Annotated in this window: 21 protein-coding genes and 1 tRNA gene; 9 read left to right on the top strand and 13 right to left on the bottom strand. The window is 69.4% G+C overall.

Annotated features, from left to right (window positions below; genetic code table 11):
- Positions 1 to 34: 34 nt before the first annotated feature.
- From AB0C26_RS17025 to AB0C26_RS17010, 4 genes are all read right to left on the bottom strand, one after another.
- Positions 35 to 1,150 carry a C40 family peptidase gene (locus tag AB0C26_RS17025; protein ID WP_360247710.1) on the bottom strand — a complete coding sequence of 372 codons (1,116 nt, stop codon included), beginning with the start codon at positions 1,148 to 1,150 and terminating at the stop codon, positions 35 to 37.
- A gap of 286 nt (positions 1,151 to 1,436) precedes the next feature.
- Positions 1,437 to 2,006, bottom strand: a complete 570-nt coding sequence (locus tag AB0C26_RS17020; protein ID WP_360247708.1) for a DUF4352 domain-containing protein — start codon at positions 2,004 to 2,006, stop codon at positions 1,437 to 1,439.
- 152 nt (positions 2,007 to 2,158) lie between these two features.
- The gene (locus tag AB0C26_RS17015; protein ID WP_360247706.1) at positions 2,159 to 3,121 is read right to left on the bottom strand and encodes an NAD(P)H-quinone oxidoreductase; all 963 of its coding nucleotides are present in this window, start codon (positions 3,119 to 3,121) and stop codon (positions 2,159 to 2,161) included.
- A 34-nt stretch (positions 3,122 to 3,155) separates the two neighbouring features.
- Positions 3,156 to 4,991 carry a ricin-type beta-trefoil lectin domain protein gene (locus tag AB0C26_RS17010; protein WP_360247704.1) on the bottom strand — a complete coding sequence of 612 codons (1,836 nt, stop codon included), beginning with the start codon at positions 4,989 to 4,991 and terminating at the stop codon, positions 3,156 to 3,158.
- Positions 4,992 to 5,210: 219 nt separating this feature from the next.
- On the opposite strand from AB0C26_RS17010, the gene AB0C26_RS17005 reads away from it, so the two are divergent.
- Both AB0C26_RS17005 and AB0C26_RS17000 read left to right on the top strand, forming a co-directional pair.
- Positions 5,211 to 5,295: transfer RNA gene (locus AB0C26_RS17005), tRNA-Ser, on the top strand.
- A 124-nt stretch (positions 5,296 to 5,419) separates the two neighbouring features.
- The gene (locus tag AB0C26_RS17000; RefSeq protein WP_360247702.1) at positions 5,420 to 5,752 is read left to right on the top strand and encodes a hypothetical protein; all 333 of its coding nucleotides are present in this window, start codon (positions 5,420 to 5,422) and stop codon (positions 5,750 to 5,752) included.
- Between the two features lie 570 nt (positions 5,753 to 6,322).
- On the opposite strand, the gene AB0C26_RS16995 is transcribed toward AB0C26_RS17000, so the two are convergent.
- The 3 genes from AB0C26_RS16995 to AB0C26_RS16985 are packed head-to-tail and all read right to left on the bottom strand — an operon-like array spanning position 6,323 to position 9,365.
- Positions 6,323 to 7,492, bottom strand: a complete 1,170-nt coding sequence (locus tag AB0C26_RS16995) for an Ig-like domain-containing protein (RefSeq protein ID WP_360247700.1) — start codon at positions 7,490 to 7,492, stop codon at positions 6,323 to 6,325.
- Between the two features lie 2 nt (positions 7,493 to 7,494).
- Entirely contained in the window at positions 7,495 to 7,878 is a 384-nt protein-coding gene (locus AB0C26_RS16990) for a MerR family transcriptional regulator (RefSeq protein WP_360248293.1), read from the bottom strand.
- Between the two features lie 8 nt (positions 7,879 to 7,886).
- A complete protein-coding gene (locus tag AB0C26_RS16985) occupies positions 7,887 to 9,365 on the bottom strand; it encodes a SulP family inorganic anion transporter (RefSeq protein ID WP_360247698.1) in 1,479 nt (492 codons plus the stop codon).
- 83 nt (positions 9,366 to 9,448) lie between these two features.
- On the opposite strand from AB0C26_RS16985, the gene AB0C26_RS16980 reads away from it, so the two are divergent.
- Positions 9,449 to 10,906, top strand: coding sequence for a cryptochrome/photolyase family protein (locus AB0C26_RS16980; RefSeq protein ID WP_360247696.1), 1,458 nt, complete (start codon positions 9,449 to 9,451; stop codon positions 10,904 to 10,906).
- Here the strand turns inward: AB0C26_RS16980 and AB0C26_RS16975 are convergent.
- The gene (locus AB0C26_RS16975) at positions 10,892 to 11,209 is read right to left on the bottom strand and encodes a hypothetical protein (RefSeq protein ID WP_360247694.1); all 318 of its coding nucleotides are present in this window, start codon (positions 11,207 to 11,209) and stop codon (positions 10,892 to 10,894) included. The two genes, AB0C26_RS16980 and AB0C26_RS16975, sit on opposite strands and share 15 nt — an antisense overlap.
- Before the next feature lie 89 nt (positions 11,210 to 11,298).
- Entirely contained in the window at positions 11,299 to 12,012 is a 714-nt protein-coding gene (locus AB0C26_RS16970) for a helix-turn-helix domain-containing protein (RefSeq protein ID WP_360247692.1), read from the bottom strand.
- Between the two features lie 216 nt (positions 12,013 to 12,228).
- Here AB0C26_RS16970 and AB0C26_RS16965 point away from each other — a divergent pair, with 216 nt between their 5' ends.
- The 4 genes from AB0C26_RS16965 to AB0C26_RS16950 all read left to right on the top strand — a co-directional run bounded on the left by AB0C26_RS16965 (position 12,229) and on the right by AB0C26_RS16950 (position 14,471).
- On the top strand, positions 12,229 to 12,891 hold the full coding sequence (locus tag AB0C26_RS16965) for a DUF4097 family beta strand repeat-containing protein (RefSeq protein ID WP_360247690.1): 663 nt from the start codon (positions 12,229 to 12,231) through the stop codon (positions 12,889 to 12,891).
- A 17-nt stretch (positions 12,892 to 12,908) separates the two neighbouring features.
- A complete protein-coding gene (locus AB0C26_RS16960; protein WP_360247688.1) occupies positions 12,909 to 13,847 on the top strand; it encodes an ATP-binding cassette domain-containing protein in 939 nt (312 codons plus the stop codon).
- Positions 13,844 to 14,062 (top strand): hypothetical protein, encoded by a 219-nt coding sequence (locus tag AB0C26_RS16955; RefSeq protein ID WP_360247686.1) that lies wholly within the window; start codon positions 13,844 to 13,846, stop codon positions 14,060 to 14,062. Before AB0C26_RS16960 ends, AB0C26_RS16955 begins: the two co-directional genes overlap by 4 nt.
- Positions 14,063 to 14,153: 91 nt before the next feature.
- The gene (locus AB0C26_RS16950; protein ID WP_360247684.1) at positions 14,154 to 14,471 is read left to right on the top strand and encodes an ABC transporter permease; all 318 of its coding nucleotides are present in this window, start codon (positions 14,154 to 14,156) and stop codon (positions 14,469 to 14,471) included.
- Positions 14,472 to 14,525: 54 nt separating this feature from the next.
- Here the strand turns inward: AB0C26_RS16950 and AB0C26_RS16945 are convergent, their stop codons facing one another.
- The 3 genes from AB0C26_RS16945 to AB0C26_RS16935 all read right to left on the bottom strand — a co-directional run bounded on the left by AB0C26_RS16945 (position 14,526) and on the right by AB0C26_RS16935 (position 19,908).
- The gene (locus AB0C26_RS16945; RefSeq protein WP_360247682.1) at positions 14,526 to 14,981 is read right to left on the bottom strand and encodes a peptidoglycan-binding domain-containing protein; all 456 of its coding nucleotides are present in this window, start codon (positions 14,979 to 14,981) and stop codon (positions 14,526 to 14,528) included.
- 226 nt (positions 14,982 to 15,207) lie between these two features.
- The gene (locus tag AB0C26_RS16940) at positions 15,208 to 16,323 is read right to left on the bottom strand and encodes a WD40 repeat domain-containing protein (protein WP_360247680.1); all 1,116 of its coding nucleotides are present in this window, start codon (positions 16,321 to 16,323) and stop codon (positions 15,208 to 15,210) included.
- Between the two features lie 183 nt (positions 16,324 to 16,506).
- Positions 16,507 to 19,908: a PQQ-dependent sugar dehydrogenase gene (locus AB0C26_RS16935; protein ID WP_360247678.1), complete on the bottom strand. Its 3,402-nt coding sequence runs from the start codon at positions 19,906 to 19,908 to the stop codon at positions 16,507 to 16,509.
- A 204-nt stretch (positions 19,909 to 20,112) separates the two neighbouring features.
- Here AB0C26_RS16935 and AB0C26_RS16930 point away from each other — a divergent pair, with 204 nt between their 5' ends.
- Entirely contained in the window at positions 20,113 to 22,206 is a 2,094-nt protein-coding gene (locus tag AB0C26_RS16930) for an MMPL family transporter (RefSeq protein ID WP_360247676.1), read from the top strand.
- Here AB0C26_RS16930 and AB0C26_RS16925 read toward each other — a convergent pair.
- On the bottom strand, positions 22,194 to 24,464 hold the full coding sequence (locus tag AB0C26_RS16925) for an Ig-like domain-containing protein (RefSeq protein ID WP_360247674.1): 2,271 nt from the start codon (positions 24,462 to 24,464) through the stop codon (positions 22,194 to 22,196). The genes AB0C26_RS16930 and AB0C26_RS16925 overlap by 13 nt on opposite strands.
- A gap of 124 nt (positions 24,465 to 24,588) precedes the next feature.
- On the opposite strand from AB0C26_RS16925, the gene AB0C26_RS16920 reads away from it, so the two are divergent.
- Positions 24,589 to 25,095, top strand: coding sequence for a MarR family transcriptional regulator (locus AB0C26_RS16920; protein ID WP_360247672.1), 507 nt, complete (start codon positions 24,589 to 24,591; stop codon positions 25,093 to 25,095).
- Positions 25,096 to 25,128 lie beyond the last annotated feature (33 nt).

Here is a 25,128-nt window from a genome sequence, read left to right as displayed (position 1 = left end):
CTGATTCTGCGAGCCGCCCGGAGCGGGCGCGACCCTATTTCAAGCGCTCGACGTGCAGGCCCGAATAGAGCTTGCGGTAGACGACTCCGGTGCGGGAGTTGCCCGCGTCGATCATCATCCCGCGGCCCATGTAGATGCCCACGTGCCCGGGTCCGACGACCAGGTCGCCGGGCCGGGCCTCGCCGGTCGAGATGCTGCGGGCCTGGGCCGCCTGCGCGCCGGACGAATGCGGCAGGTGGATTCCGGCCAGGGCGTAGGCGCGTTTGGTGAAACCGGAGCAGTCGAACCCGAACGGGCCGGTGCCGCCGTGCACGTAGCGCTTGCCCACCTGGGAGCGGGCGAAGGCGATGACGGCGGTCATGCCACCGCCGAGCGGGACGACGCGCTGAGCCCGCCGGGCCGTCGTGTGCCGGGTGATCACCGCGCGGGTGACGGCCCGGACCCGTACGGCCCGCTTGTGTGCCCTGGCTCGGGCCTGTTCGCGGGCCTGTTCGCGGGCGTTCCGCTCGGCGCGGGCGGCGCGTGCGGCCGCCTTGGCGGTTGCCCTGCGAATGGCCGCAACCCGGGCGGCGGCCTTCCGGATGGCGGCGGCCGGATCGTTCGTGGCTACGCCCGGCAGCGCCCGCACCACGCTCCGGACCATTTCCGGGCCCGCGTAGAGCGGTCCGGCGACACTGCCTGCCAGGCCGGTGCCGTCGAGCGGTCCGGCGGCGTGGCCGAGGGCTTCGGGGCCCTCGCGGAGCGGTTGCGGGCCGTGGCGGAGTGCTTCGCGGGCCTCGGCGGCGGCCTCGGCGGCCGGGCCGCGCAGGGCCTCACGCTGGTCGGCCACGGTCAGGGCGACCGCGGCCTGGACGGCCTCGTGGCGGGCCTCCTCGTAAGCTTCGGGGCTCATCTCCGGCAGGGGGGTGCCGGTGGCGAGCGTGCGGAGAGCGAGCGGGGTCGCGGCGGGCCGGCGTTCACCGGTCGTGCGGCGCTCGTGGACGCGTGAGGCGCGTTCGGTGGCGGCGCTGCGCTCGGCTTCCGTCGCCGCGAAAGCGGCGGCGGTCTGGTCGGAACCAGCGTGCTCGGCGGGCGGCACTGCCTCGGCGGCGTGCTCAGCAGGGTCTAGGGCCGGTGAGATGACGGCCAGCGCTAACGCGCCGGCGGTCAAGGCCCGGCTCGGGGACGGACGATGCAGTGTTGCCTCCGAAATCGGCCCGGGGCACTCGCGCGAATCCCTGTCGACGTGGCATTACCGCGGCCGTGTCGACACCGTGCGTTAGACGCACAGCAATGGGAACCCGGACATCTCGCTAATTCCGTCGACCATGCCAACACACATCAGGAATGTTTCGCGGCTGATTTCCCACAATCACCCTCGCCCAATCGAGGAAAGAAAGGACTTTTGAGGTGTCGATCGACTCAATTAGATTTCCGAAATATGCCCGTGATCTGCGTCAACTGACCGGAACGCGAGCGCCAGGACTGTCCATCGCACTGTGCAGGACCAGTTCCGAAAGCTGCGCCCCGGCGGGAACGTCGAACGGCAGGACGCCGTTCACCGTGCCCCCGGGTGCGATCTCCTCGAGCACCGTGGGCTGAAGCTCGTTGAGGAAGACCAGTGCCTGCTCGGCCACGCGGTGCTCGGTGCCCTGGGAGTCGATCGCGCGCTGGGCGCCCGGGTCCAGCAGTTCCGCCTCGGCCCCCGTGTTGTGGATGGCCACGTCGACCAGGCAGAACTGACCCGCCGCGCGCTGCGGAAGATCCTGCGGGCCGACCGACGGCACGCCGCACCGGCTGCCGGTGACGGTGAGTTCGAAATGGCCCTCGAAGGCCGACGGCGGCGCGGGCGCGGGGGCCGGGCCGTCGCGGGTCACGGCGTACGCCGCCGTACCGGCGGCGACCACGGCGACGGCCGCGCCCACCAGCCACGGCCACCGGCGTCTACCCCGGGGCCGTTCTTCGGCCGGCGGATGATCCATCTCCGCCAGTGGAGCACGTGCGGGGCGCAACGGCGTGTCGGTCATGAGACCTCCCGGGGCCTGGGTCGAGTGCGGCCCTCATGCTGTGCCGCCCACGGGCCCCGGCGACGTCACCACGCCGCAAATCCGGACCAACCTGTCATAAAGACCCCGGATCCGTCACCCGAAGGTGGTAACTTCCCCCTCGGAGCCTTCGATCACGGCACCAGCAGGATCTTGCCCAGGTGATCGCTCGACTCCATGAGACGGTGCGCCTCGGCCGCCTCGGCGAGCGGCATCGTGGTGTGGATGATCGGCTTGATGGCGCCGGCCTCGACCAGCGGCCAGACGTCGCGGGCGACGGCGGAGACGATGCGTGCCTTGTCGGCGAGCGGCCGGGCCCGCAACGACGTGGACGAGACCGAGCCCCGCTTGGCCATCAGCAACCCGAGGTCGAGCTCGGCCGTACGGCCGCCCTGCATGCCGATGACCGTGATCCGGCCGTTCGGGGCGAGGGCCTCGATGTTGCGGGCGAGATATTTCGCCCCGACGATGTCGAGCACCACGTCGACGCCGACGCCATCGGTGAAGTCCTTGGTGGCGGCGACGAAATCGTCGGTCGTGTAGTCGACGCACAGGTCGGCGCCGAGCTCGCGCAGCCGGTCGTGCTTGCTCGCGCGGGCGGTGGTGATGACCCGGGCGCCCAGGGCGTGGCCGAGCTGGATCGCGAACGTGCCGATGCCGCTGCCGCCGCCGTGCACCAGGAACGTCTTGCCCTTGCGCAACCGGTCGCGATCGACCGAGTTCGACCAGACCGTGCAGCTGACCTCGGGCAGCGCCGCCGCCTCGTGCAGCGACAGGCCGGTCGGCACGGGCAGGAGCTGCCCGGCGGGGACGGCCACCCGCTGTGCATAACCACCGCCGGACAGCAGGGCGCTGACCCGCTCGCCCACATGGCGGCCGGTCACGCCGGAACCGACCGCGCTGATCACGCCGGCGCACTCGAGCCCCGGATAGGCCGAGGCGCCGGGTGGCGGCGGGTAGAAACCCTGGCGCTGAGAGACGTCGGCCCGGTTGACGCCGGCGGCGGTGACGTCGACAACGACCTCGCCCTCCGCCGGCACCGGGTCGGGCACCTCGCGGAGGGCGAGCTTCTTGTCCTCGATCACGATCGCGTGCATACCCCTATCGTGCCCGAGGGGTACGACAGAAAACTCAGAGAGACCATTTCTGGTTCGCGGCGCCCGTACAGGCCCAAATTTGCAGTTTCGCGCCGTTGACCGTGCTGTTGTCCTTGACGTCGAGGCACTTGCCCGAGGCGGTGTTGACGATGTCCCCGCCCGGCGTGACCGTCCACTTCTGACTGGTGACGGTCCCGATGCAGTCCCAGAGATGCACCGCGGCGCCGTCGGTGGTCGCATTGTTGGCCACGTCCAGGCACTTGCCGAGCCCGCTGATGGTGCCGTCGGCGTTGCGGGTCCACTGCTGGTTGGTGTTGCCGGCGGTGCAGTCCCACAGCTGCGGCTGGTTGCCGTTCGCGGTCGAGCCGCCGGTCACGTCCAGGCATTTCCCGCCCAGGCCCTTGATGGTTCCGCCGGTCACTCCGCCCTGCGTTCCGGACCACGTGAAGGTCGCGGAGGTCCGAGCCGGCAGAGCGTACACAAAGGACTGACCGCCCCAGTTCACCTTGACGCTCTGGGTGCCGCCGCTCGTGTTGTAGGCGATCAGGGCCTTGGAACCGTCGGTGTTACGGAAGGCGACGTTGGGCACGGTGCCGTTGGCCGAGGAGTCGATCCGCACCGCGCCGGGCCGGACGAACTTCGTCAGATGGCCCATCGTGTAGTACTCGACGGTGTAGTCGACCTGCCCCCGCCGGGCATCGTTGCGGTGCACGGTGACCAGCCCGGTGCAGGTGCCGCAGCCGCCGTTGTGGGGGCCCATGTTCTCGTCCACGGCCATCGACCACTTCGTCCAGCTGCGGCCCCAGTTGCGGAAGTAGTCGATCAGGTCGCCCATGTCCTCGGCGTGCTGGTCGGTCACCCAGGTGCCGCCCGAGTGCTCGGTCATGTAGGCGTTCACCTGCGGATATTGATTGTGTACGGCGGTGGCCGTGGACGGGTTGCCGCCGTAGTCGTGCCAGGCGACGCCGCCGAAGTTCGGGTGGTTGCGGATCGCGGTGTCGGCGAGCAGCGGTGCCACCCAGGTGTCGTACGTGTCGAAATTCCAGTCGCCGACCAGCAGCTTCGTGCTCAGCCCGGCGCCCTGAAGGGCGGGCAGCAGGTTGGTCTTGGAGAAGTACTGGAGGCCGGCCGCGTTCCACTGCATCGACGGGTAGCCGGCACAGCAGGTCGGCTCGTTCTGCGCGGTGACGTAGCGAATCGGCACGCCCTGGGACTGGTAGCCCTGGATGTATTTCACGAAGTACTGGGCGTAGGCCGCGTAGTACTGCGACTGCAACCAGCCTTGGCTGTACGCGTTGTTGTCCTTCATCCACGGCGGCGCCGACCAGGGCGAGGCCATCACGAACATCGACGGGTTCAGGGCGACGGCCTGCTTGGTCAGGGCCATCACATCGGCGTCCCGGCCGAGCGAGAAGTCGTTGAGGTCGCAGCAGGTCGTGTCGTACGAGAAATTGTTCTGCGCCAGATCGGACGACCCGATGACGTTGCGCAGGGCACTGACCCCGATGCCGGCGGACGGGCTGAAGAGCTTGGTCAGCACCTCGTTCTGGGTGGCGGCCGACAGGGCGCCGCTGCCCCGGATGTCGAAGGCGGCGGTGTCGGTGAAGGAGGCGCCGGCCCCTTCGAACTGCTGGTAGGTGGTGTTCTCGTTGACGGTGATCGTCTGGTTGGCGCTGCCCGACCCGCCACCGAACGCGATCGGCGCCTGCTGCTGAAGCCCGCGCGAGACGACGCGACCGCCGCTGTCGCTGGTGGTGGTCAGATAGACGTTCACGGCTTCGCCCGCGGCATACGACGCCTGCGGCGCGACCAGAGCGGCCGCCGAGGCGACCAGGGCCGCCGAAGCAGCCCAACCGATCTTCTTGAACATGACTGGGGACTCCCTTGCCGGAGGTGGGGGCCTAGGCCGGGGAACGGTAAAGGCGGTGAACAATAAACATCCACGTCGATGTCGTGTCAACCGTCACGCCTGCGTCAGGGGGGAAGGTTTAAGCAGCTCAAGCCCATTTTCGCAACCTTGATACAAGTTGCTGGGCGAGTGCCTGCCGACACCACCCCCACCATCTGGCAAACTGAGACAGCAACATCGGGAGGGCTCGCCTAGTGGCCGATGGCGCCGGTCTTGAAAACCGGTATGGGGAAACTCATCGTGGGTTCGAATCCCACGCCCTCCGCTCGATCCTGAGCAGCAAGAACCTCCGCTGACCTGCGCGAACGCAGGACCGGCGGGGGTTCTGTGCTTTGCTGTCGATCTCATTCGATCTCATCGCGGACCACTAGATCTCACTCATCGCGACCATGGGCGACCACGAGACCGCGGGCGGCGGAGCTCTCGACAGGAGGGCCGCCGCGACACGTCAGTTGCGCTGGTACAGCGGTCTAGGCCTGCTCCTCCTCGCGTTCATGCCAATTCTGAGCTTCACGCTGTTCGCGACCGACCCCGGCGCAGCAGACAACGAGTTAGTCCCCGTGTTCATCGGTGGCCCGGTCAACCTGGTCGGCGCGGCGTTCGTCATCCGCTCCATGACGTCACGCGTGCCAGCAGCCTCTTCTCGCATGCTCGCCATCGGCGCTGCCTTGATCCTCTTGGGCGACGTGCTGCTGATAGGCATCCGCGCAGCCATCACATGACGCGCTCTCCGTGTATCGGCTTCGATTAGGGAGACCCTGCATGACGTCGTTACAGGTAGAACCACCCTCAGACCTCGACTCCGATGCCAGCCAGTTGGCTCGGGCAGCCAGTGACGCGCGAGCGTGTTCGTCCTACTTCGATTGGCAGGTGCCCGAGCTAGAGCCGGTCACGGGCGCCGGTTCGAGCGACGCGCTCCTATGATCCTCGTGTCAGTGGCCCATGTGGCTCAAGTATTTGACCATGTCGCGACAACGTGGCCGCATACTTCAAGATTTCCCCAGGTCAAGCGCTTGCGGCGCACGGTCTTGAGAACCGGTACGGGGAACTTGTTGTGAGTTCGAATCCCACGCCTTCCGCTTATTGACGCCCAGGTCAGCGTGCATGCCGACCTGGGGCGCGGAGCATGGGCGCCGGCTTGCCCTCAAAGCCGAAATAGAAGCGGCACTTCTCGATGCAGGCCGACCGGCGCGCGGGTCTTCGCCGGCTATCCCACCCACAAAATCGCGTCCGGCATAGTTGCTCGGCGTCTCGCCGGCGAGGTCCGAGGGCTCGCGGGCGGCGTTGCCGGGTCAGGTGCCGTATTTGGTGTACGGGACTGTCCAGTCGCCCAGGCCGTCCCAGGTGGGGAGGGGCTTGGGGCTGTGTACGACCTCGACCACGTCGCCGATCAGGAAGTTTTTGTAGACCCACTGGGCGTCGGCCGTGCTCAAGTTTATGCAGCCGTGTGAAGTGTTGGCCTGGCCCAGCTGGGTGTTCCACGGGGCGGCGTGCAGGAACTCGCCCGAGTAGGAGATTCGGGTGCAGAACTGCACGTCCTCGGGCTCGTAATAGAACGGGTTGTGCGGGTCGCTCAAGCCGTAGCTGGCCGAGCTCATGCTGTGTGTCCGCTCCTTCGACAGGACCACGTGCGGGCCGCTCTGGGTCCAGAAGTGGATCTGCTCGCCGTTCGCGATTTTCGTGTAGCCGCCCTGGCCGTTGCTGCACGCCATGTCGCGGGCCAGTTTGCCGTCGATGTAGACGCGGGTGCGGTGCGTTTTGTTGTCGCTGACCGCTATCAGGCTGCGGCCGATCGTGAAGTGCGTGGTCGCGTTCGCCTTGCCGTACAAGCCGTTGCCCAAGTTGACGCCCACGGTGTTGACGCTGACCTTCACCGTGGTGCCTTTGGCCCAGTATTTCGCCGGGCGCCAATGCACGATCGTGTTGTCGACCCAGAAGAACTTGCCGTCCACCGGCGGTGACGTCTCGACCGTGATGGCCTTTTCGGCGGCGGCCCGATCCTTGACGGCCTTGCTGAAGGCCACGATGACCGGCTGGCCCACGCCGTACATGCCTCCTGTTTCCAGCGCCGCCAATCCGTTGGCCTGGAAGGTCACGCCGGCCAGGGCCCGCGGTTTGACCGTGGTGAAGGCCGCCGTCTTCTCGACCGTCGCACCCAGGCTGTCGAGCAGACGGGCGGTCACCTTGTACTTCTTGTCGTAGGCCAGGGATCCGGCTGATCGCCAGGTCGTGCCGTCGGCGTCGACCGTGCCGGCCAGGCCGGTGACCGACTCGATCCGGCCGCCGTCGACCGTCAGCACGGCCGGGCCGGCCGGGGAGATCCGGCCCGTGGGCGCGGTCAGCCGGATCGGCGCCGCCGTGGGCTGCTCCCAGACCGACGAGGACCGGGACGGGGATCGGGTGCAGGCGGCCAGGCCGGCCGCACCCACGGCACCGAGGAGGAACTTGCGTCGTTGGACCACACCTACCTAGATGCGGCTGCGGCCTGAAATGTTGTCAGCATCTGGTGGGCAAAACCCTCGGCCATCTCCAGTTGCTCGCGCAGCTGACGGACCCGGTCCTCGGCCGCCTGGTGGAACGAGGACAGGCGGTCGAGCAGGGGTGAGCGGTCGGCGCCGGTCGCTGATTCGAGGGCGTCGATGATTTCCAGCAGGTCGCGCATCTCGTCGAGGGTGAAGCCGAGCGGTTTCATGCGCTTGATGACGCGCAGCCGGTCGAGGTCGGGCTCCGTGTAGAGGCGGAACCCGCCCTCGCTGCGGGCCGACGGGATGACCAGGCCGGCTTCCTCGTAGTGCCGGATGGTGCGGATGCTCAGGCCGGTTCGTTCGGCCGCCTCGCCGATCTGCATGCGGGTCATCAGTGACCCGCGCCCAGCTTGCCGCTGAGGTTTTCGTGGAACTTCGTGCTGGCTTCGTTCAATCCGATGATCTCCGTCTGTTTGCCGCGGGCCGCGTACTTGGTGGTGATGGCGTCGAGCGCGGCCACCGAGGACGCGTCCCAGATGTGGGCCGCGCTCAGGTCGATCACCACCTGGTCCGGGTCGCCGGCGTAGTCGAACTGGTGCACGAGGTCGTTGCTCGAAGCGAAGAACAGTTCCCCATGTACGCGGTACACGCGCGGCCCGCCGTCCGGATCGGGTTCGCTGGTCACGGTCGCGAAGTGGGCCACCCGGCGGGCGAAAACCACCATGGCCGCGAGCACGCCGAGAACGACGCCGACGGCCAGGTTGTGTGTGGCCAGGGTGCCGGCGACGGTCACCAGCATGACGATGATCTCGCCGGCCGGCATCCGTTTCAGGGTGGCCGGGGCGATGCTGTGCCAGTCGAAGGTGCCCACCGACACGATGATCATGACGGCGACCAGGGCGGCCATCGGGATCAGGGCGACCACGTCGCCGAGGGCCACGACCAGGATCAGCAGGAACACACCGGCCAGGAACGTCGACAGCCGGGTGCGGGCGCCGGACGTCTTCACGTTGATCATCGTCTGGCCGATCATGGCGCAGCCGCCCATGCCGCCGAAGAGGCCGGTGACGATGTTCGCCACGCCCTGGCCCCACGACTCGCGGGTCTTGTCGGAGCGGGTGTCGGTCAGGTCGTCGACCAGTTTCGCCGTCATCAGGGACTCCATCAAACCCACCAGAGCGATTCCCAGGGCGTACGGCGCAATGATCTTCAAGGTGTTGACGGTGAACGGCACGTCGGGCAGGCCGAGCACGGGCAGGCTGTCGGGGAGTCGGCCCTCGTCGCCGACGGTCGGCACGGCCACGTGGGCGATGAGGGTGAACGCGGTCAGCACGACGATGGCGACCAGTGGCGCCGGCACGGCCGTGGTCAGTTTCGGCAGGAACCAGATGATCGCGAGCGCGGCCGCCACCAGCGGGTAGACCAGCCACGGTACGCCGGTCAGGTGGGGCAACTGCGCCGAGAAGATCAGAATCGCCAGGGCGTTGACGAAGCCGACCATGACGCTGCGTGGGATGAACCGCATCAGCTTGGCCACGCCGACCAGGGCCAGAACGATCTGGAAGACCCCGCCCAGTACGACCGCCGCGACCAGGAACCCGAGCCCGTGCTCCCGGGCCAGCGGCCCCACGACCAGCGCGACGGCCCCGGTCGCGGCCGAGATCATCGCCGGCCGTCCGCCGGTGAAGGCGATCGTCACGGCCATGGTGAAGGAGGCGAACAGGCCGATCTTGGGGTCGACCCCGGCCAGGATCGAGAACGAGATCGCCTCGGGGATCAGCGCCAGGGCGACGACGAGGCCGGCCAGGACTTCGGCGCGGAGGATTCGGGGCGACGCCAGCCAGGCCGGACGTGAAAGGAGCACAGACATAAGGCGCCGAACCCTACTCTCTCGTAAGGGGAGAGTTGGCCGAGTCGTGGGAATGATCACGCGGCGTGGGGCACCATGCGGGTATGCCGCGTCGCTGGGTGTTCGCCGACCAACTGGGGCCGCACTTCCAGGACACCCCCGATCAGCCGGTGCTGCTCGTGGAGTCCAAGGCGGTCTTCCGGCGCCGTGTCTTCCACCGCCAGAAGGCACACCTCGTGCTCTCCGCCATGCGGCATCGGGCTCGCGACGAGAACGTTCTCTTCACACGGGCCGAGACGTACGCCGAGGCGGTGAGCGGCCGGGTCAGCGTGTGCCATCCGACCTCGCGCGCGGCCCGGGGGCTCGTACGGCGCCTGCCGAACGTGGAAATGGTGCCGCCGCGGGGCTTTGTGACCTCGCCCCAGGACTTCGTGGCCTGGGCGGGCGGCCGTGACCACCTGCGGCTCGAGGACTTCTACCGCTATGCGCGGCAGCGTCACGACGTACTGATGGAAGGGTCGGAACCGGCCGGAGGCCGATGGAATCTGGACGCCGACAACCGGGAGCCGCCGCCGCGTGGGGCCGAGCGGCTGGGTGTGCCGGCGCCGCCCGTGATCGTCGAGGACGAGATCGACGAGGAGGTACGGGCCGACCTCGACCGTTGGGAGCGGGAGGACGGCATCACCTTCGTCGGCAACGACGGGCCGCGGCTCTTCCCGGCGACGCGGCAGGAGGCGCTGGACCGGCTGCGGCACTTCGTGGAGCACCGGCTTCCGGCGTTCGGGCCGCACGAGGACGCGATGCTCGCCGGCGATCCGCTGATGGCGCACAGCATGCTCAGCCCGGCGATCAATCTCGGACTGCTCGACCCCCTGGAGGTGATCGAGCGGGCGGAGCAGGCCTATCGGAGCGGGGACGCGCCGCTCGCGAGCGTCGAGGGCTTCGTCCGGCAGATCCTCGGCTGGCGGGACTTCATCTGGCATCTCTACTGGTACTTCGAGCCGGAATACCGGGCCGTCAACGAGCTGCACGCGCGGCGCGAACTGCCGAAATGGTTCGCCGAGCTGGACGCCGACGCGGTCGGGGCGCGATGCCTGTCCGACGTGCTGGCCGGCGTACGCGACCGGGGCTGGGTGCATCACATCCCGCGGCTGATGGTGCTGGGGAACTACGCGATGCAGCGGGGCTGGCGTCCCGGGGCGGTCGCCGACTGGTTCCACCGCTGCTTCGTCGACGGATACGAGTGGGTGATGACGGCCAACGTGGTCGGCATGAGCCAATTCGCCGACGGCGGCCGGATGAGCACGAAACCGTACGCGGCCGGCGGCTCCTATGTGAACCGGATGAGCGACTATTGCGGCGGCTGCCGGTACGACCCCAAAGTGCGCGCGGGCGACAACGCATGCCCGTACACGGCCGGCTATTGGAGTTTTCTCGCCCGTCACGAACAGTCCCTGGCCGGCAATCACCGCATGCGGCAGCCGCTACGGGGACTGCACCGCCTGCGCGACCTCGACGCCCTGCTCGAGCAGGAGAAGGCCCGCGGCTCACGGGCGCCCTGAGCAGCCATGCGCCGCACAGCGATCTGGCCTGAAGAAGGTTGAGCCCTTCGCCGCTGAATGCTCGATGGCCGCCCGGTAATGCACCTCCGGATCGGAACCGTCAGGGCGCCGGCGACGGCCGGGACCGTTGTACAGCACCGCTTTCGCGTAGCCGGTGATGCGGAGCAGCCGCCCCACGCCGCGCTCGGTGACCTGCCGTTGCCCTGCCGCGGTCGGCTCAAGCGCCTCCGCCTCGCGGCCACGGTGCGCGGCCATGAACATCGTGTTCGCGAGCAGTCCCTGCCGTCCGGTCGACTCGGCCACGGATCGACTCGTCGGCCAGCCCCTGTGCGTTTCACCGCCGGCGCGTAACTGTCGAGGGGTCAGGTGACCAGCACGGCATTCCGGGTGGTTCAGGCGGGTGGCTTCGCGTAGAGGATGTCTCGCGCCTGTTCGGCGGCTCGGATGATGCTTTCGGCTACGAAGTCCATGAAGCGGGCGATGTTCTCCAGGCGCACCGCGGCCGGGGTGCCGGGGCCGAGGACGGCTACGCCCTGGCGGGCGGTCTCCGCGAGGTCGGCGTTCTGGCGGGCGCTGGCGATCATTGAGTTGAACCAGACGTCGTCGTCGACTCGGTAGCGCTCGCGGCGGCGTTCGTCGCGTTCTCGGTGGATCAGGGTGAGGTCTTCGAGCAGGCCGATGGCCTTGGAGATGGAAGCCGGGCTCACCTGGAGGCGCTGGACCAGCTCGGCCGCGGTCAGGCTGCCTTCGTCGGTGGTGAACAGGCAGGTCAGGATGCGGGCGGTCATCTTGGGCAGGCCCTGCTGCATGAATACGGTCGTGAAGGTCTCCTGATATTCGGCCACCGCCGCGGCGTCGCGTCCGTGTGCCGGGGGCACCGCGGGGCCGCCGGGGGTGGACTGCCGGCGCCGGTGGGCGCGGCGCTCGGTGGCGCGGTGGGCCAGGTCGGAGCGGTAGGCGGTGGGGCCGCCGTTGCGCATCACCTCGCGCGTGACGGTGGAGGTGGGGCGGTCGAGGCGGCGGGCGATCTCGGCGTACGCCAATCCGTCGGACAGGCCCAGCGCGATCTGCTGGCGTTCCTGCTGGTTGAGTCTGCCTCCGGGCACGCCGATCTCCCTTCGTCGGTGCGGTCAGCATAGCGTTCACTTTCCGCCAATGCAACGACTCGGATCGACTTCGTTGCATTGAATCCGAGTCGGTTGCAACGAAATAGTGGCTTTCAACTGGAACTACGTTGTCGCAGTGCAACAATTCTGTTGCCCGATATATGAACGCAACGTAGCGTTTCGTGTATCGGAAACAACGATCGCGAGGAGCGCACCATGCAGACCTTCAATACCCCCGCCCCGATCTCCGCCGTCCTCGACATCCCGGCCGGGCGCATCCAGTTCATCGCCGCCGACCGGGCCGACACCGTCGTCGAGGTTCGGCCCGCCGACGCCGACAAGAGCCGCGACGTCAAGACGGCGGAGCAGACCAGGGTCGAGTACGCCGACGGCGTCCTGCGGATCGAGGCCACCGCCGGCAACCAGATCCTCGGCCGCTCCGGCTACCTCGAGGTGACCGTCCAACTGCCCGCCGGGTCGCGGGTCGAGGCCAAGGCGGCGGCCGCCGAGCTTCGCGGAGTCGGCCGGCTCGGCGACGTCCTTTTCGAAGGCGCGCAAGGCGAGATCAAGCTCGACGAGGCCGCGAGCGTACGCCTCCGGACCGCGGCCGGCGACGTCGCGATCGGCCGGCTCAACGGGCCGGCCGAGATCAGCACGGCCAAGGGCGACATTCAGATCGCCGAGGCCGTACGGGGCTCGTTGGTGGCCACGACGCAGGCGGGGTCGATCTCGGTCGCGGCCGCCCCGGGCGTCTCGGCCTCGCTCGACGCCGGCACCGGGTACGGCCGCGTCACCAACGACCTGAAGAACGACGGCTCCGCCGTGCTCCACATCAACGCCACCACCGCCTACGGCGACATCGTCGCCCGCAGCCTCTGAACCGGTAGGGGAGACCAATGACCAACTTGGCCATCGCGGCGAACGGGCTGCGTAAGTCGTACGGCGACAAGGTCGTGCTCGACGGTGTCGACCTGGCCGTACCCGAAGGAACCGTCTTTTCCCTGCTCGGCCCGAACGGGGCCGGCAAGACCACCGCCGTGCAGATTCTGTCGACGCTGATTGCCGCCGACGCGGGGGAGGTGCGGGTCGGTGGTCATGACCTGGCCGGCGACCCGCAGGGTATCCGGGCCGTGATCGGGGTGACCGGGCAGTTCTCCGCGGTCGACGGTCTGATCACCGGGGAGGAGAACATGCTGCTGATGGCGGATCTGCACCACCTGTCCCGTGAGGAGGGCCGCCGCCGTACGGCCGAGCTGTTGTCCCGTTTCCACCTGGACGAAGCGGCTCGCAAGCCGGCTTCCACGTATTCCGGCGGGATGAAACGGCGCCTCGACATCGCGATGACGCTGATGGGCCGGCCCCGGATCATCTTCCTCGACGAGCCCACCACCGGCCTGGACCCGCGCAGCCGGCACGACATGTGGCAGATCGTCCGTGAGCTCGTCACCGGCGGCGTGACCGTCTTCCTCACCACGCAGTATCTGGAAGAGGCCGACCAGCTCGCGGATCGGATCGCCGTGCTCAACGACGGCAGGATCGTCGCCGAGGGCAGCGCGGCCGAGTTGAAACGGCTCGTGCCGGGCGGGCATGTTTTGCTGCGCTTCACCGACCCCACCACCTACCAGGACGCGGCGGCCGTCCTGCCCGATGCCGCCCGCGACGACGAGGCGCTGGGGTTGCAGATCTCCAGCGGCGGCACCTCCCGCGAACTACGCGCCGTCCTCGACCGGCTGGACGCGGCCGGGGTGGAGGCCGACGAGCTGACCGTGCACACCCCCGACCTGGACGACGTCTTCTTCGCCCTGACCGCCAAGCCTGTGGAGGTTTCCCGATGACCACGCTCGCCATCCGTGACTCGTCGACCATGCTGCGCCGCAACCTGCTGCACGCGCGCCGGTATCCGTCGCTCACGCTGAACTTGCTGCTCACGCCGATCATGCTGCTGCTGTTGTTCGTCTACATATTCGGCGACGCGCTCAGTGCCGGGATAACCGGCGGTGCACCCGACCGAGCCAGATACATCGCCTATCTGGTGCCGGGTTGTTGTTGATGACGATCGGCAGCACGGTGATCGGTACGGCGGTGTCGGTGTCGAACGACATGACCGAGGGCATCATCGCCCGGTTCCGATCGGGCTGCTCGTGCTGTTCGCTCTGGCCCTGACCTGGATCGCGGTCGGAATGGGGGTGGTCAGCCCGAACGCCGAGGCGGCCAGCAACAACGCGATGCCGCTGATCCTGCTGCCGCTGCTGTCCAGCGCCTTCGTCCCGGTCGACTCGATGCCGGGCTGGTTCCAGCCCATCGCGCAGTACCAGCCGTTCACGCCGGCCATCGAGACCCTGCGCGGACTGCTGTCGGGGACCGGGATTGGCTACAACGGCTGGCTCGCGGTGGCCTGGTGTGTGGGTCTCGCGGTCCTCGGCTACGTCTGGTCGACGGCCCGCTTCAACCGCTCGTGAGATACGTGAAGGGTGGGCCGGTGACAACCGGCCCACCCTTCACGTCGTTCTGTGTCAGCTGACGCGGCGGCACGGGTCGCCGTAGTCCGGGTCAACGTGCCGAATCGCCTTGCGGGTCAACGGGCCGTACATCCCGTCGGCGCCGGTGCCGGAAATGCTCTGCACCTTCTTCAGGGCCTTCTCGGTGTTGCCGCCGAAGTCGCCGTCGATGCGCAGCGGGTAGACCTCGATGTCCTCGAGGGCCGACCGGTAGCAGTCGTTCAGCGTGTCCTGCAGGCGGCTGACGCCCTCACTGTTGGCGCCGCGGACCATGCCGCAGTTCACCGACCCGTTGGCCGCCGCGGGGACCAGGGCGCCCTGGTAGGTGACCGACTTGGTGCAGACCGGGTTGGCGAGAATGGAGACCAGCGGATCGGCCGACGCCGGACCCGCCGCCACCAGCTGGAAGCCACCGATGCCGGCCGCGACGAAAGCCATCGCCGCCACTCGTTTGACCAGACGCGTTGCCATACGAACTCCCCGTTGATCGGTACACAGTGGAACTGAACCGACGCGAACGGTAGCAGACTAGGTGACACATATCGATCCCGTCGCCGGCATCTCGGACGCGGTGCTCAACGGATACGTGCCGAGCGGCGGCAACCCCTTCAAGGCCACCGAACAGTTCCTGGCCATCCAGCACCGTAAATAGTTGAAGGGGGCCGGGATGTCCCGGCCCCCTTCAAGTGACGAGCTGTCAGGGCACGCGCCAGAGGCGGGCCTTGTTGTCGGCGCCGGCGGTGAGCAGGCGCTTGCCGTTCGGGGTGACGCGCAGCGCCCAGACCGGGCCGACGTGGCCGGTGAGTGGCTGGCCCACGGCTTCGCCGGTGGTCGGGTTCCACAGGCGTACGGTGCCGTCGTCGGCGCCGGTGACCAGCAGGTTGCCCTTCGGGCTGAAGCGCATGGCCCGTACCGGGCCGGTGTGGCCGGTCAGCGGGGTGGTGGCGGCTTCCCGGGTCGCCGTGTTCCACAGCTGCACCTTGTTGTCGCCGCCGGACGAGGTGGCCAGGATTTTGCCGCCGCGCTTGAAGGTGAGCGCGTAGACCGGCGCCGAACTGCTGGTGAGCGGTTCGCCGGCCGGTTTGCCGGTGGCCGCGTTCCACAGCCGTACGGCGGTGCCGCCACCGGAGGCGGCCAGCAGTTTCCCGTTGGGGCTGAAACTGACCGCGTACACCGGTCCGGGGCTGACCGTCAGCGCCTCGCCGATCGGCCGGCCGGTGCCGGTGTCCCACAGCCGCACCGTGTTGTTGGCGCCGGCTCCGGCGGCCGCGAGGCGTTCGCCGTCGGCGGTGAAGGTGACCATCCGGAGTGCGCCGGTGTCCCCGGTGAGGGTGCGCACCAGGTGGCCGGTGGCCGGATTCCACAGCTTGACCGCGCCGTCGTCGCCGGTGGTGGCCATCAGATCGCCGGTGGAGCTGAACGACACCGAGCGCACCGGGCCGGTGTGACCGGCCAGCGGGGCCCCGGTGCGTTCACCGGTGACGGGATCCCAGAGCGACACCTGGCTGTCGCCGGTGACCGCGAGCAGCTTGCCGTCGTGGCTGTAGGCGAGGGAGTAGATGGCGCCGGTGTCGCCGGCCAGTGGCGCTCCGGCCTTGCGCCCGGTCGCCGTGTTCCACTGCCGCACCGTGCCCTTGCTGACGGTGGCGAACACCTTTCCGTCCGGGCGCAGGGCGATCAGCCCGGTCTCGCCGGGTACGACGTTGCGCGAACGCGCGCCGGCGGTGTCGGCCTGGCTCGGGGTGGACGGGGGTTGCGGGTTGGCGTGTGCCGGCGTGGCGGAGGTGACCGCGAGCAGCCCGATCAAGGCCACGGCGACGGTCCCTCCGGCGCAGCGCCGGCGACGCGTGTCTTTACGATCTGTAGTCACCCCGGCACGGTAACTATGCTTTTGGGCGGATTTTCGGCTGTTCGCGATCGTTCATCCGGCCGGGGTCAGGTCAACGGGCCGAAAAACGTGCGCGGGCCGTCCTTGCCGGTGCTGGGCGTGGGAGCTCTACGAGGCGTAGATGGAGTATTTCGCGGTCCAGCGGTTGGCCGAGCCGAACGTGGCCGGCCACGAGCCGAACGGGGTGGAGGCGCTCCACGCGCCCTGGTTGGCGGTGCCCGTCGTGTAGCTCATGTTGTTGTCGCCGTTGGTGTTGTAGACGAGCCAGTACGCCGTGTTCGGGGCCAGCGTCGCGGTGACCGGGCGGCTGTTCCACGCGTTGGCCGTCAGCGTGCCGGACGTGCTCGAGGCGACCAGCGCGCCCGGTGAGCCGTTCGCGTCGGCGTAGATCGCCACCTGGTACTGGTTGGCCGGGGCGGCCTGCACCGCCTTGAGGTAGACCGAGATCTGGCTGATCGGCAGCGCGGTGGCGCCGTTCACGAACCGGGAGCCGTTCATGTAGTTCGTGGCGCCCGAGTCCAGTGAACCGCCCACCTGGTCGTACCCGAAGCGGGGGGCACTCGGGTTGAGCGTGGTGAACGAGAACTGGTGGCCGGCCGCGAGCGCGTTGCCCGCCACGTCGGTCACCCCGGTCCGTACCGTCACCGTGTACTGGGTCGACGCGGTCAGCGCCGCGGACGGGGTGATCGTCGCCGTCTCGGTGGCCGCGTCGTACGCGACCGTCCGGTTGACCAGCGTGCCGCCCGGGCCGCGCAGCTCGAGGTTGGCCGGGGTGATCGTGGACGCCGCCATGCCCTCGTTGAAGCGCACGGTGATCGGGCTGGTCAGGGCCACGCCGGTGGCCCCGGCGGCCGGGGTCGTGGCCGCCACCGTCGGCGCGGTCGTGTCGGCGCCGGTGGTCGCGTAGATGGAGAACTTCGCGCTCCACCGGTTGGAGCTGCCGAACGTGGCCGGCCAGGTGCCGAACGGTGTGGCGGCGCTCCAGGCGCCCTGGTTGGCCGTTCCGGTGTCGTAGCTCAGGTTGTTGTCGCCGTTGGTGTTGTAGACGAGCCAGTACGCGGTGTCGGCGGCCAGGGTCGCGGCGACCGGCCGGGTGTTCCACGCGTTGGCGGTCAGCGTGCCGGTCGAGCTGGTGGCCACCCGGGCGCCGGGCGAGCCGTTGGCGTCGGCGTAGATGGCCAGCTGGTACTGGTTGTTCGGCGCCGCCTGCACGCTCTTCGAGTACACCGACATGGATGTCACCGAGGCCGGGCTGGATCCGGTGACGAACCGGGAGCCGTTCATGTAATTCGTGGCGCCGGAGTCCAGCGACGCGCCGATCTGGGGGTAGCCGATCCGCTGCGTCACCGGTGCCGTCGCGTAGTTGGCGGTGTATGTCGTCGCCGTCGTGGGCGCGGTGATGATGTGGGTCTGCGCTCCGCCGTCGGACCACGAGGTGAACGTCGAGGAACCCTGCGGTGACGGTGCCGACACCGAGTTGGTGGAGCCCTGGATCACCGTACGGGAGAACGGTGTCGTCCCTGACCCGGAGCCGACGGTGAGCTGGAGTCCGGACGGCACGCTGGCGAACGTCAGGTCGACCGTCTTCGGGTCGAGCCGGCGCGTCACGGTGTGCGTCAGGCCCTCCTGGTCGGAGGCCACAAGCTTGAGCTCCAGGTAGGACGGATACTCGTGGTCGGGTGCCTCGAACGACCCGGACGCCACGCCGGTCCAGCTGCGGATCGCGTGCTCGTGGCAGTTCTCGGGCGAGGAGCAGTGGTGCATGACCAGGTCCCAGTTGAGGCGGGACGCGGGCAGGTTGCCCTGCTGCGGGTCGGTGGCGTGACCGGTGAAGGCCAGCGCGTCACCGACTTTCCAGGTCGTGCCCACGGTCGGCGTGTCGATCACCGCGGTCGGCGCCTCGTTGCCGGGGGTGACGGCGACCGTGCTGGTGTGCGTCGCGTTCAGGGTGTCGGTCACGGTCAGCCGGGCGGTGTACGAACCGGCTGTGGTGTACGTGAACGTGGCCGTCGGCGAGGTGGAGTCGGTCGTGCCGTCGTTGGTGAAGTCCCAGGCGTACCGCAGGCGGCCGTCGTCGGCCGGGTCGGGGTCGGTGGAGCCGGTGCCGTTGAATGTCACGGTCAGCGGCGCCGGGCCCTGCGTCGGCGACGCGTCGATGACCGCCGTCGGCGGCTGGTTGCCCGGGAAGTAGCGGACCCGCCGGATGGTGCCGCCCAGGTCGGCGTAGTAGAGCTCGCCGCCGGGGCCGACCTCGAGGTCGACCGGGCTGGCCGCGTCGGAGACGAACGTCTGCACGTTGGCCGGGTCGGGCAGCCCGCCGGGGGTGGAGGGCAGCGACGCCCAGATGCACCGGCGGGAGTAGTCGGCGAAGAAGACGGCGCCGTTGTACGCGGTCGGGTAGGGCCCGCCGGCGGTCGGGTAGAACGCCACACCGGTCGACGACGAGCTGCCGGTCGGGCAGGCCTCGCCCGCGACCAGCTTGCTGGAGTGGTTCCAGGCCACGAACGGCGCGGTGTGCGTGCCGGCCGGCGCGGTGTAGAGGGTTTCGCAGATCGGCAGGTTGGCGCTGTCGTACCCGGCCTGCCGGGCGTTGCCCTCCCAGCACGGCCAGCCGAAGTTGGTCACCCCGGCGGTCGGGTTGACCACCCGGTTGACCTCTTCCCAGGTGTTCCAGCCGGTGTCGGAGATCCAGGCCTCGTTGGTGCCCGGCCGCATGGTGACCCGGTAGGGGTTGCGCAGGCCGTGCGCGACGATCCGGCGGACGTTCGGGTCGGTGGCGGCGATGTTCGGGTTGCCGGCCGCGGCCGCGCCGGTGGCCGGGTCGAGCCGCAGCAGGGCGCCGTCGAGCTGGGCCGGGTCGCCCGAGGTGCGGATGTCCTGCGAGCGCAGCGCGCCGCCCTCGTTGGCCGGGTCGGAGCACGGGTTGGTCGGCGCCCCGGAGGGGAACTGGCCGTAGTCGACGGCGCTGAAGCTGGCGCCGTCACCGGCGGCCACGTACAGCATCCCGTCCGCGCCGAAGGCGATGTCGCCGATGGAGTGGCTCGGGAACTGCTGGCACCAGTCGTTCAGCAGCACCTGCTCGCTGCCGGTCATCGTGTCGCCGCCGGCCCGCAGGCGGGAGAGCCGGCCGGTGACCACGCAGCGCCCGTCGTTCGCGTTGGCGCAGACGTCGTTCCAGACCGGGGCGGTCTGCCCGGGCGGAGCGTCGTACGTGTACAGCACGTAGACGTACGGGTCGACGGGGAAGTTGGGCGCCAGCGCCATGCCGAGCAGGCCGCGGTCCCACTGGTTGTGCACATTGGCCGACAGGTCGGCGAACACGGTCGGGGTGGTGTCGGCGAGGTCGTCGAAGACCTTGATCCGGCCGCCCTTCTCGGCGACGAGGATCCGCCCGTCCGGCGCGAACTCGAGATCGACGGGGGAGCTGAGACCGCTGAAGACGATCTGCTCCTGGAAGCCGGTCGGCAGCGCCACCGCGGTCGCGGGCGGCGAGCCGATGAAGGACGACATCGTGACCACGGTTGCCAACGCGACGATCCCACTGAGCGCACGCCGAAGCACGGGCATTCCCCTCCCCCGTAAAGATTGATGAACCTTAGCGGCAGATGAAATCGTCCGGGTGTCGGCTGACCGACTCGACGGTTCGCCGACCGGTCAAACCTGCCGACCGTTCGAACGATGCACGTCCATGGCCGTCGCCTGCATATTCCGGTGATGTTGGCGGATCTGGGCCGTTGGTGTGCCCGTCGGCGGTGGCCGGTGCTCGGCACGTGGCTCGTTCTGATCGTCGCCGGGCTGGTCCTCGGCGGTCAGGTCTTCGACCGGCTCACCACCACCGACGGTCTGCGACCGGACGCGGAGTCGCAGCTCGCGGACCGGCGGGTCGGCGAACTGCAGCCCGAGGGGCCGATGATCGTCGCCGTCGTGGGCGGGCGCGACGTGTACGACCCGGCGCTGGTCGCCGACGTCTCCGCGGTGACCGCGGAGATCCGCGGCCTGGACGGCGTGGCGGAGGTCGAGGATCTGTACGGGGCGCCGGGCGGCCGGATCGGCGCGGACAACCGGAGCTCGCTGATCCGGGTCGAGCTGTCGCCCGGGCTGCCGGACGACCGGCGGGAACGGGCGGAGGACGCGGTCGCCGCCGCCCTGCACCGGATCGACGCGCCCGAGGTGCTGGTCAGCGGCGAGAAGCTGGCCGAGCGCGCGTTCGCCGAGCAGGCCATGGCGGACGCCGCCCTCGGGGAGTCGGTGGCGCTCGTCGTCCTGCTGGCCGTGCTGGTGCTGATCCTCGGCGGTTTCGTGGCCGGCCTGATCCCGCTGGCCGCCGCCCTGGCCACGGTGACGGTGACGCTGCTCGGGCTGTACGGGCTGACCGCGCTCACCGGGGTCAGCCAGTTCACCGTCAACGTGGTCACCCTGCTCGGCATCGGCCTCGCCGTCGACTACGCGCTGCTGGTGATGGCCCGGTTCCGGGAGGAGCGGGAGGCCGATCCGGGCGTACCGGTCGCGGATCTGCTCGCCCGCACCACCGCGACCGCCGGCCGTACCGTGCTGATCTCCGGGCTGGCCGTCGCCGCCACGATGTTCGGGCTGTCCGCGTTCGCCGAACCGCTGCTCGGCGCCATGGCGCTCGGCGGTGCGGTAGCGGTGCTGCTGGGCACCGTGGCCGGGCTGACCGCCGTACCCGCGCTCATCGCCGTGGCCCACCGCCGTATCAAGTCGCCCCGGCCGTCGCGCCGCTCCCTGCTTCCGCGGCTCGCCGCCCTCGCGCAGAACCGTCCGGGGCCGGTGGCGTTCGCGGTCGCGGCCGGTCTGGTCGTGCTGTCACTGCCGTTCCTGTTCGCGGTCGACCTCGAGAACTCCGACGCCCGCGCGCTGCCGGCCTCGTCCGAGGCGCGCCGGCTGCACGAGGCGGTGCAGCGCGACTTCAGCGGCGGCCAGGCCGACCCGATCGTCGTGGTGGTCGACGCCGACCCGGCCGACGCCGCGGTTCGCGACTTCATGGACAGAATCAACCGGCTTGAGGGTGTCGTACGGGTGCAGCCGCGCCCCGACATCACCGCGCCGGCCGCCGTCATCGACGTCACGCCGGAGGGCCGGGACTCCCGCGAGGTCGTACGGGCGATCCGGGCCACCGACCCGCCGTTCCCGGTTCTCGTCGGCGGCGCGGCGGCCGAGTTGGCCGACTACACCGACTCGGTGGCCGGCCGTTTCCCGATCGCGCTTCTCATCGTGGTGCTGGCCACGACGGTGCTGCTGTTCGTGCTGACCGGCTCGGTGGCGATACCGCTCAAGGCGTTGCTGATGAACGCGCTCACCCTGCTGGCCACGCTCGGCACGCTGGTCGTCGTCTTCCAGTGGGGGGTCGGCGACGCGGTGCTGGGCTTCGACTCGTGGGGCGCGATCGACGTCACCACACCCGTCCTGCTGTTCGTGTTCGTCTTCGGGCTCTCGATGGACTACCAGGTGTTCCTGCTGGCCCGGATCAGAGAGGAGGGTGACGTACGCGGCGGGATCGAGAAGTCGGGTCCCGTGGTCACCGCCGCCGCCCTGTGCATCGGCGTGGTGTTCCTGGGCTTCCTGCTCGGCGACCTCATCGCGGTCAAGGAGATCGGCTTCGCGATGGCGGTGGCGCTGCTGCTCGACGTCACGGTCGTCCGCGGCCTGCTTCTGCCGGCGCTGATGAGCCTGCTCGGCGAATGGAACTGGTGGGCGCCGGCGCCGCTGCGCCGGTGGCACCGACGCTGGTTCGCGCCGGCCCCGCCGGTCGAGCACGGGGCCGGTGCGCTGGTGGGTCAGCGGCGGTAGTTGCGCTTGACGCTGTACCGCAGGTTGCCCGCCTTGTCGTAGGCGCGCAGCTGGACGGTGAACTTCTTGCCGTACGCCTTGGGGTTGAGCGTGAAGGCGTAGCCGGCCTTGGTGTCGGTCGCGACGGCCTTGCCGTTCACCAGCAGTTGCACCCGCGCGACGCCGTTGCGGTCGCCGGCCGTGGCGGTCAGGGTGACCTTCTTGCTCAGCTTCGCGTTGCTCTTGGGCGCGCTCTTGAACGCCACCGCCGGTGCGGTGTTGTCGATGGTGAAGGAGCGTTTGACGTACGTGTAATTGCCCAGCTTGTCGATGGCCAGCCAGGTCACCGAGCGCGGGCCGTCCTTGCCCGCGGCCAGCCGCACCGAAGCCACCTGGCCCACCGAGTTCGGGCTGGTGAGCTGCACGTACGCGATACCGCTGCGGTCCGTGGCCTTGAGGAAGGTGACGTAGCTGGTGCCCCGGACGAGGGCGCCCGGCGCCGGGGACACCGACATCGTCGGGGCCGCCTTGTCGATGTTCACCCGGAACGCCTTCGACGAGGTGTTGCCGGCGGCGTCCCAGACCCGCACCTCGACAGTGGCGGTGGCGGCCGGGATCGCCCGCGCGTCCCAGTAGAACTGCGCGGCGGTGGACTTCAGGACGCCGTCGACCCGCCACTCGCTGCGGCTGATCGGGGACTCGTCGGCGATCGTGGCGTTGACGTAGCTGATCCCGCCGACCCAGCCGGTGCCGGCGTCGAGCCGGTTCGTCGAGTACGAGCCGGCGAAGTCGGCCCGCTCGATGACCGGCGCCTCGTTGTCGACGATGTAGCCGCTGGCCCGGGTGAGGCTGTTGCCCGCCCGGTCGGTGATGACGAACAGCGGCGAGACCGTGTTGTCGACCGCGTCCCAGGAGAAGGTCCAGGGCGCTTCGGTACGCGTCGCCAGCTCGGCCCGGGTGCCCGCGTCGACCATGACGATCTTGGCGGTGTCGGCGGCCACGCCGTCGACTGCGATATTCACCGGTCCGGTACGCATCGACGACTTGGCCGCTGGGGTGAGCGATCCGGTCGGCGCGACGCTGTCGAGGTGGACCGGGATGGTCTTCCCGCTGTGGTTACCGGCGGCGTCGTACGCCCGGACCGTGATGGTCCCGTCGGCGTCCCGGCCGGTCGGCAGCACGACCCGGCAGGTCGTCTCGCTGCACACGATCTTCTGGGTTCCGTTGAGAACCGCTTCCAGCTTGGTGACGCCGACATTGTCGTGCGCCACCGGGCGGAAGTAGTAGACGCTCGGGACGAGCTGTCCCGCCACGAGACCGGTGTCGTCGATGACCGGCGGGATCTGGTCGGCGGTGTCGTCCGCCGGGTTCACCACGAGGGACGCGGTGTTGTTGGACTTGTCCAGGTCCTCGTCGAAGCGCTGGCACTGGCACGCCGGGTTCACCTCGACCGAGCCCGTCGCGCCGGCGACGACCTGGTTGATCCGCAGCGGGAACTTCCACGTCGTCGTGGTCGCCGTCGGGAACAGGGTCGCCGTCTCGCACACGTACTGGCCGCTGTCGCGGTCGCAGCCCTCAGGCGTTTTGACGACCGACGTGCCGGCCGGGATCGTGACCACGACCAGGCCCGGCGAGGTGCCGCCCCTGGTCCAGTCGAGCGTGGCCGGGCCGTCGTTGCGGACGCCGACCTCGGCCTCGACCACATCGCCGGCCGCGCCGGTGACCGTGGTGCCCAGGGCGGCCAGGTCGGCGCCGTTGGAGCCGGTCACGGCGACGTCGAGATACTGCCAGTCGCCGGCCGGGCTCTCGCCCAGCTTGTCGCCCGCCCGCAGCTGCAGGACCGCGCCGTCGCCGGCGTGCGGGGTGCCGCCGGCGAGCGGCGTCCACTGGAACTGGCCATTCAGACCGCCCGGTGCGTACGTGTCGGCGCGCACCTTGTACGGCATCACCAGCTGGTACGACTTGCCCGGTTCCAGGCTCTGCTCGAAGGTGCAGTCACGCGGCTGTCCGGCCTCGTACGCACAGTTCGCGAACTGCTCGGCCGCCTCGAATCCGGACGTGGTGGCGAAGCGAACCGCCACCCCGTCCACAGCGGTGGAGCCGGTGTTGGTGACCGACAGCGTGGCATCGAAGCGCTCGCCCACGGCGGCGCTGAGTTTCACCGGGGCCCCGGCGAGCAGGGCCCCGGTCGCCGCGTGGGCCGGCACGGCCAGAGCCAGCGAAACGACGGAGGCGGCCAGCCCGGCGCTGAGCCCGCGGCGGATGAGGGGATGAGGCAACGGGATCCTCCTGAGGCGTCCCTAAAGATCAAGTGGCCGCATCGTATAGATCGCCGCGGTTTCCCGCTGTCCCTGTCCGTCCTCGCCGTACCGGTACTTCAGCCAGGACTGCAAAGATGGCAGTATGCAACCTTCTTCGCCGGGTCCGAACGAGGCGGCCGTGCAGGCTCTGATGCTGGCCAGCCGGGCGTTCGTCGGGCTGACCGCCAGGTCGCTGGCCGCCGTCGAGGGTGAGGTCACCCTGCCACAGTTCCGGGCGCTGGTCGTGCTGGCCGTGCGGGGCCCGCAGCGCAGCATCGACATCGCCGACGAGCTTCAGGTCAACCCCTCGACCGGCACAAGGATGCTGGACCGGCTGATCCGCAAGGGCCTGGTCCGGCGCCTGCGGTCCACTGCGGATCGTCGCGTCGTGCGGGTGCGCCTCACCCCGGCCGGCCGGGACGTCGTGGAGCAGGTCCTCACCCGGCGCCGCGTCGACCTGGAGGAGCTCGTCGCCGCCACCGCCCAGCTCTGGCAGCCGGCGGTGACCGAGGCCTTGACCGCCTTCGCCGAGGCGGCCGGCGAGGTCGGCGAGCAGGACTGGTGGCTCGGCTGGTCGTCCCACCGCGAGGGCGCGAACAGCGAGCCGTAAAACCTCCGCGACAAATGATTGCACAGTGCAAAG

It is taken from the genome of Actinoplanes sp. NPDC048796 (assembly GCF_040650035.1).
Taxonomy (GTDB): Bacteria; Actinomycetota; Actinomycetes; order Mycobacteriales; family Micromonosporaceae; genus Actinoplanes.
This window is presented reverse-complemented; position numbering and strand designations above follow the sequence as displayed.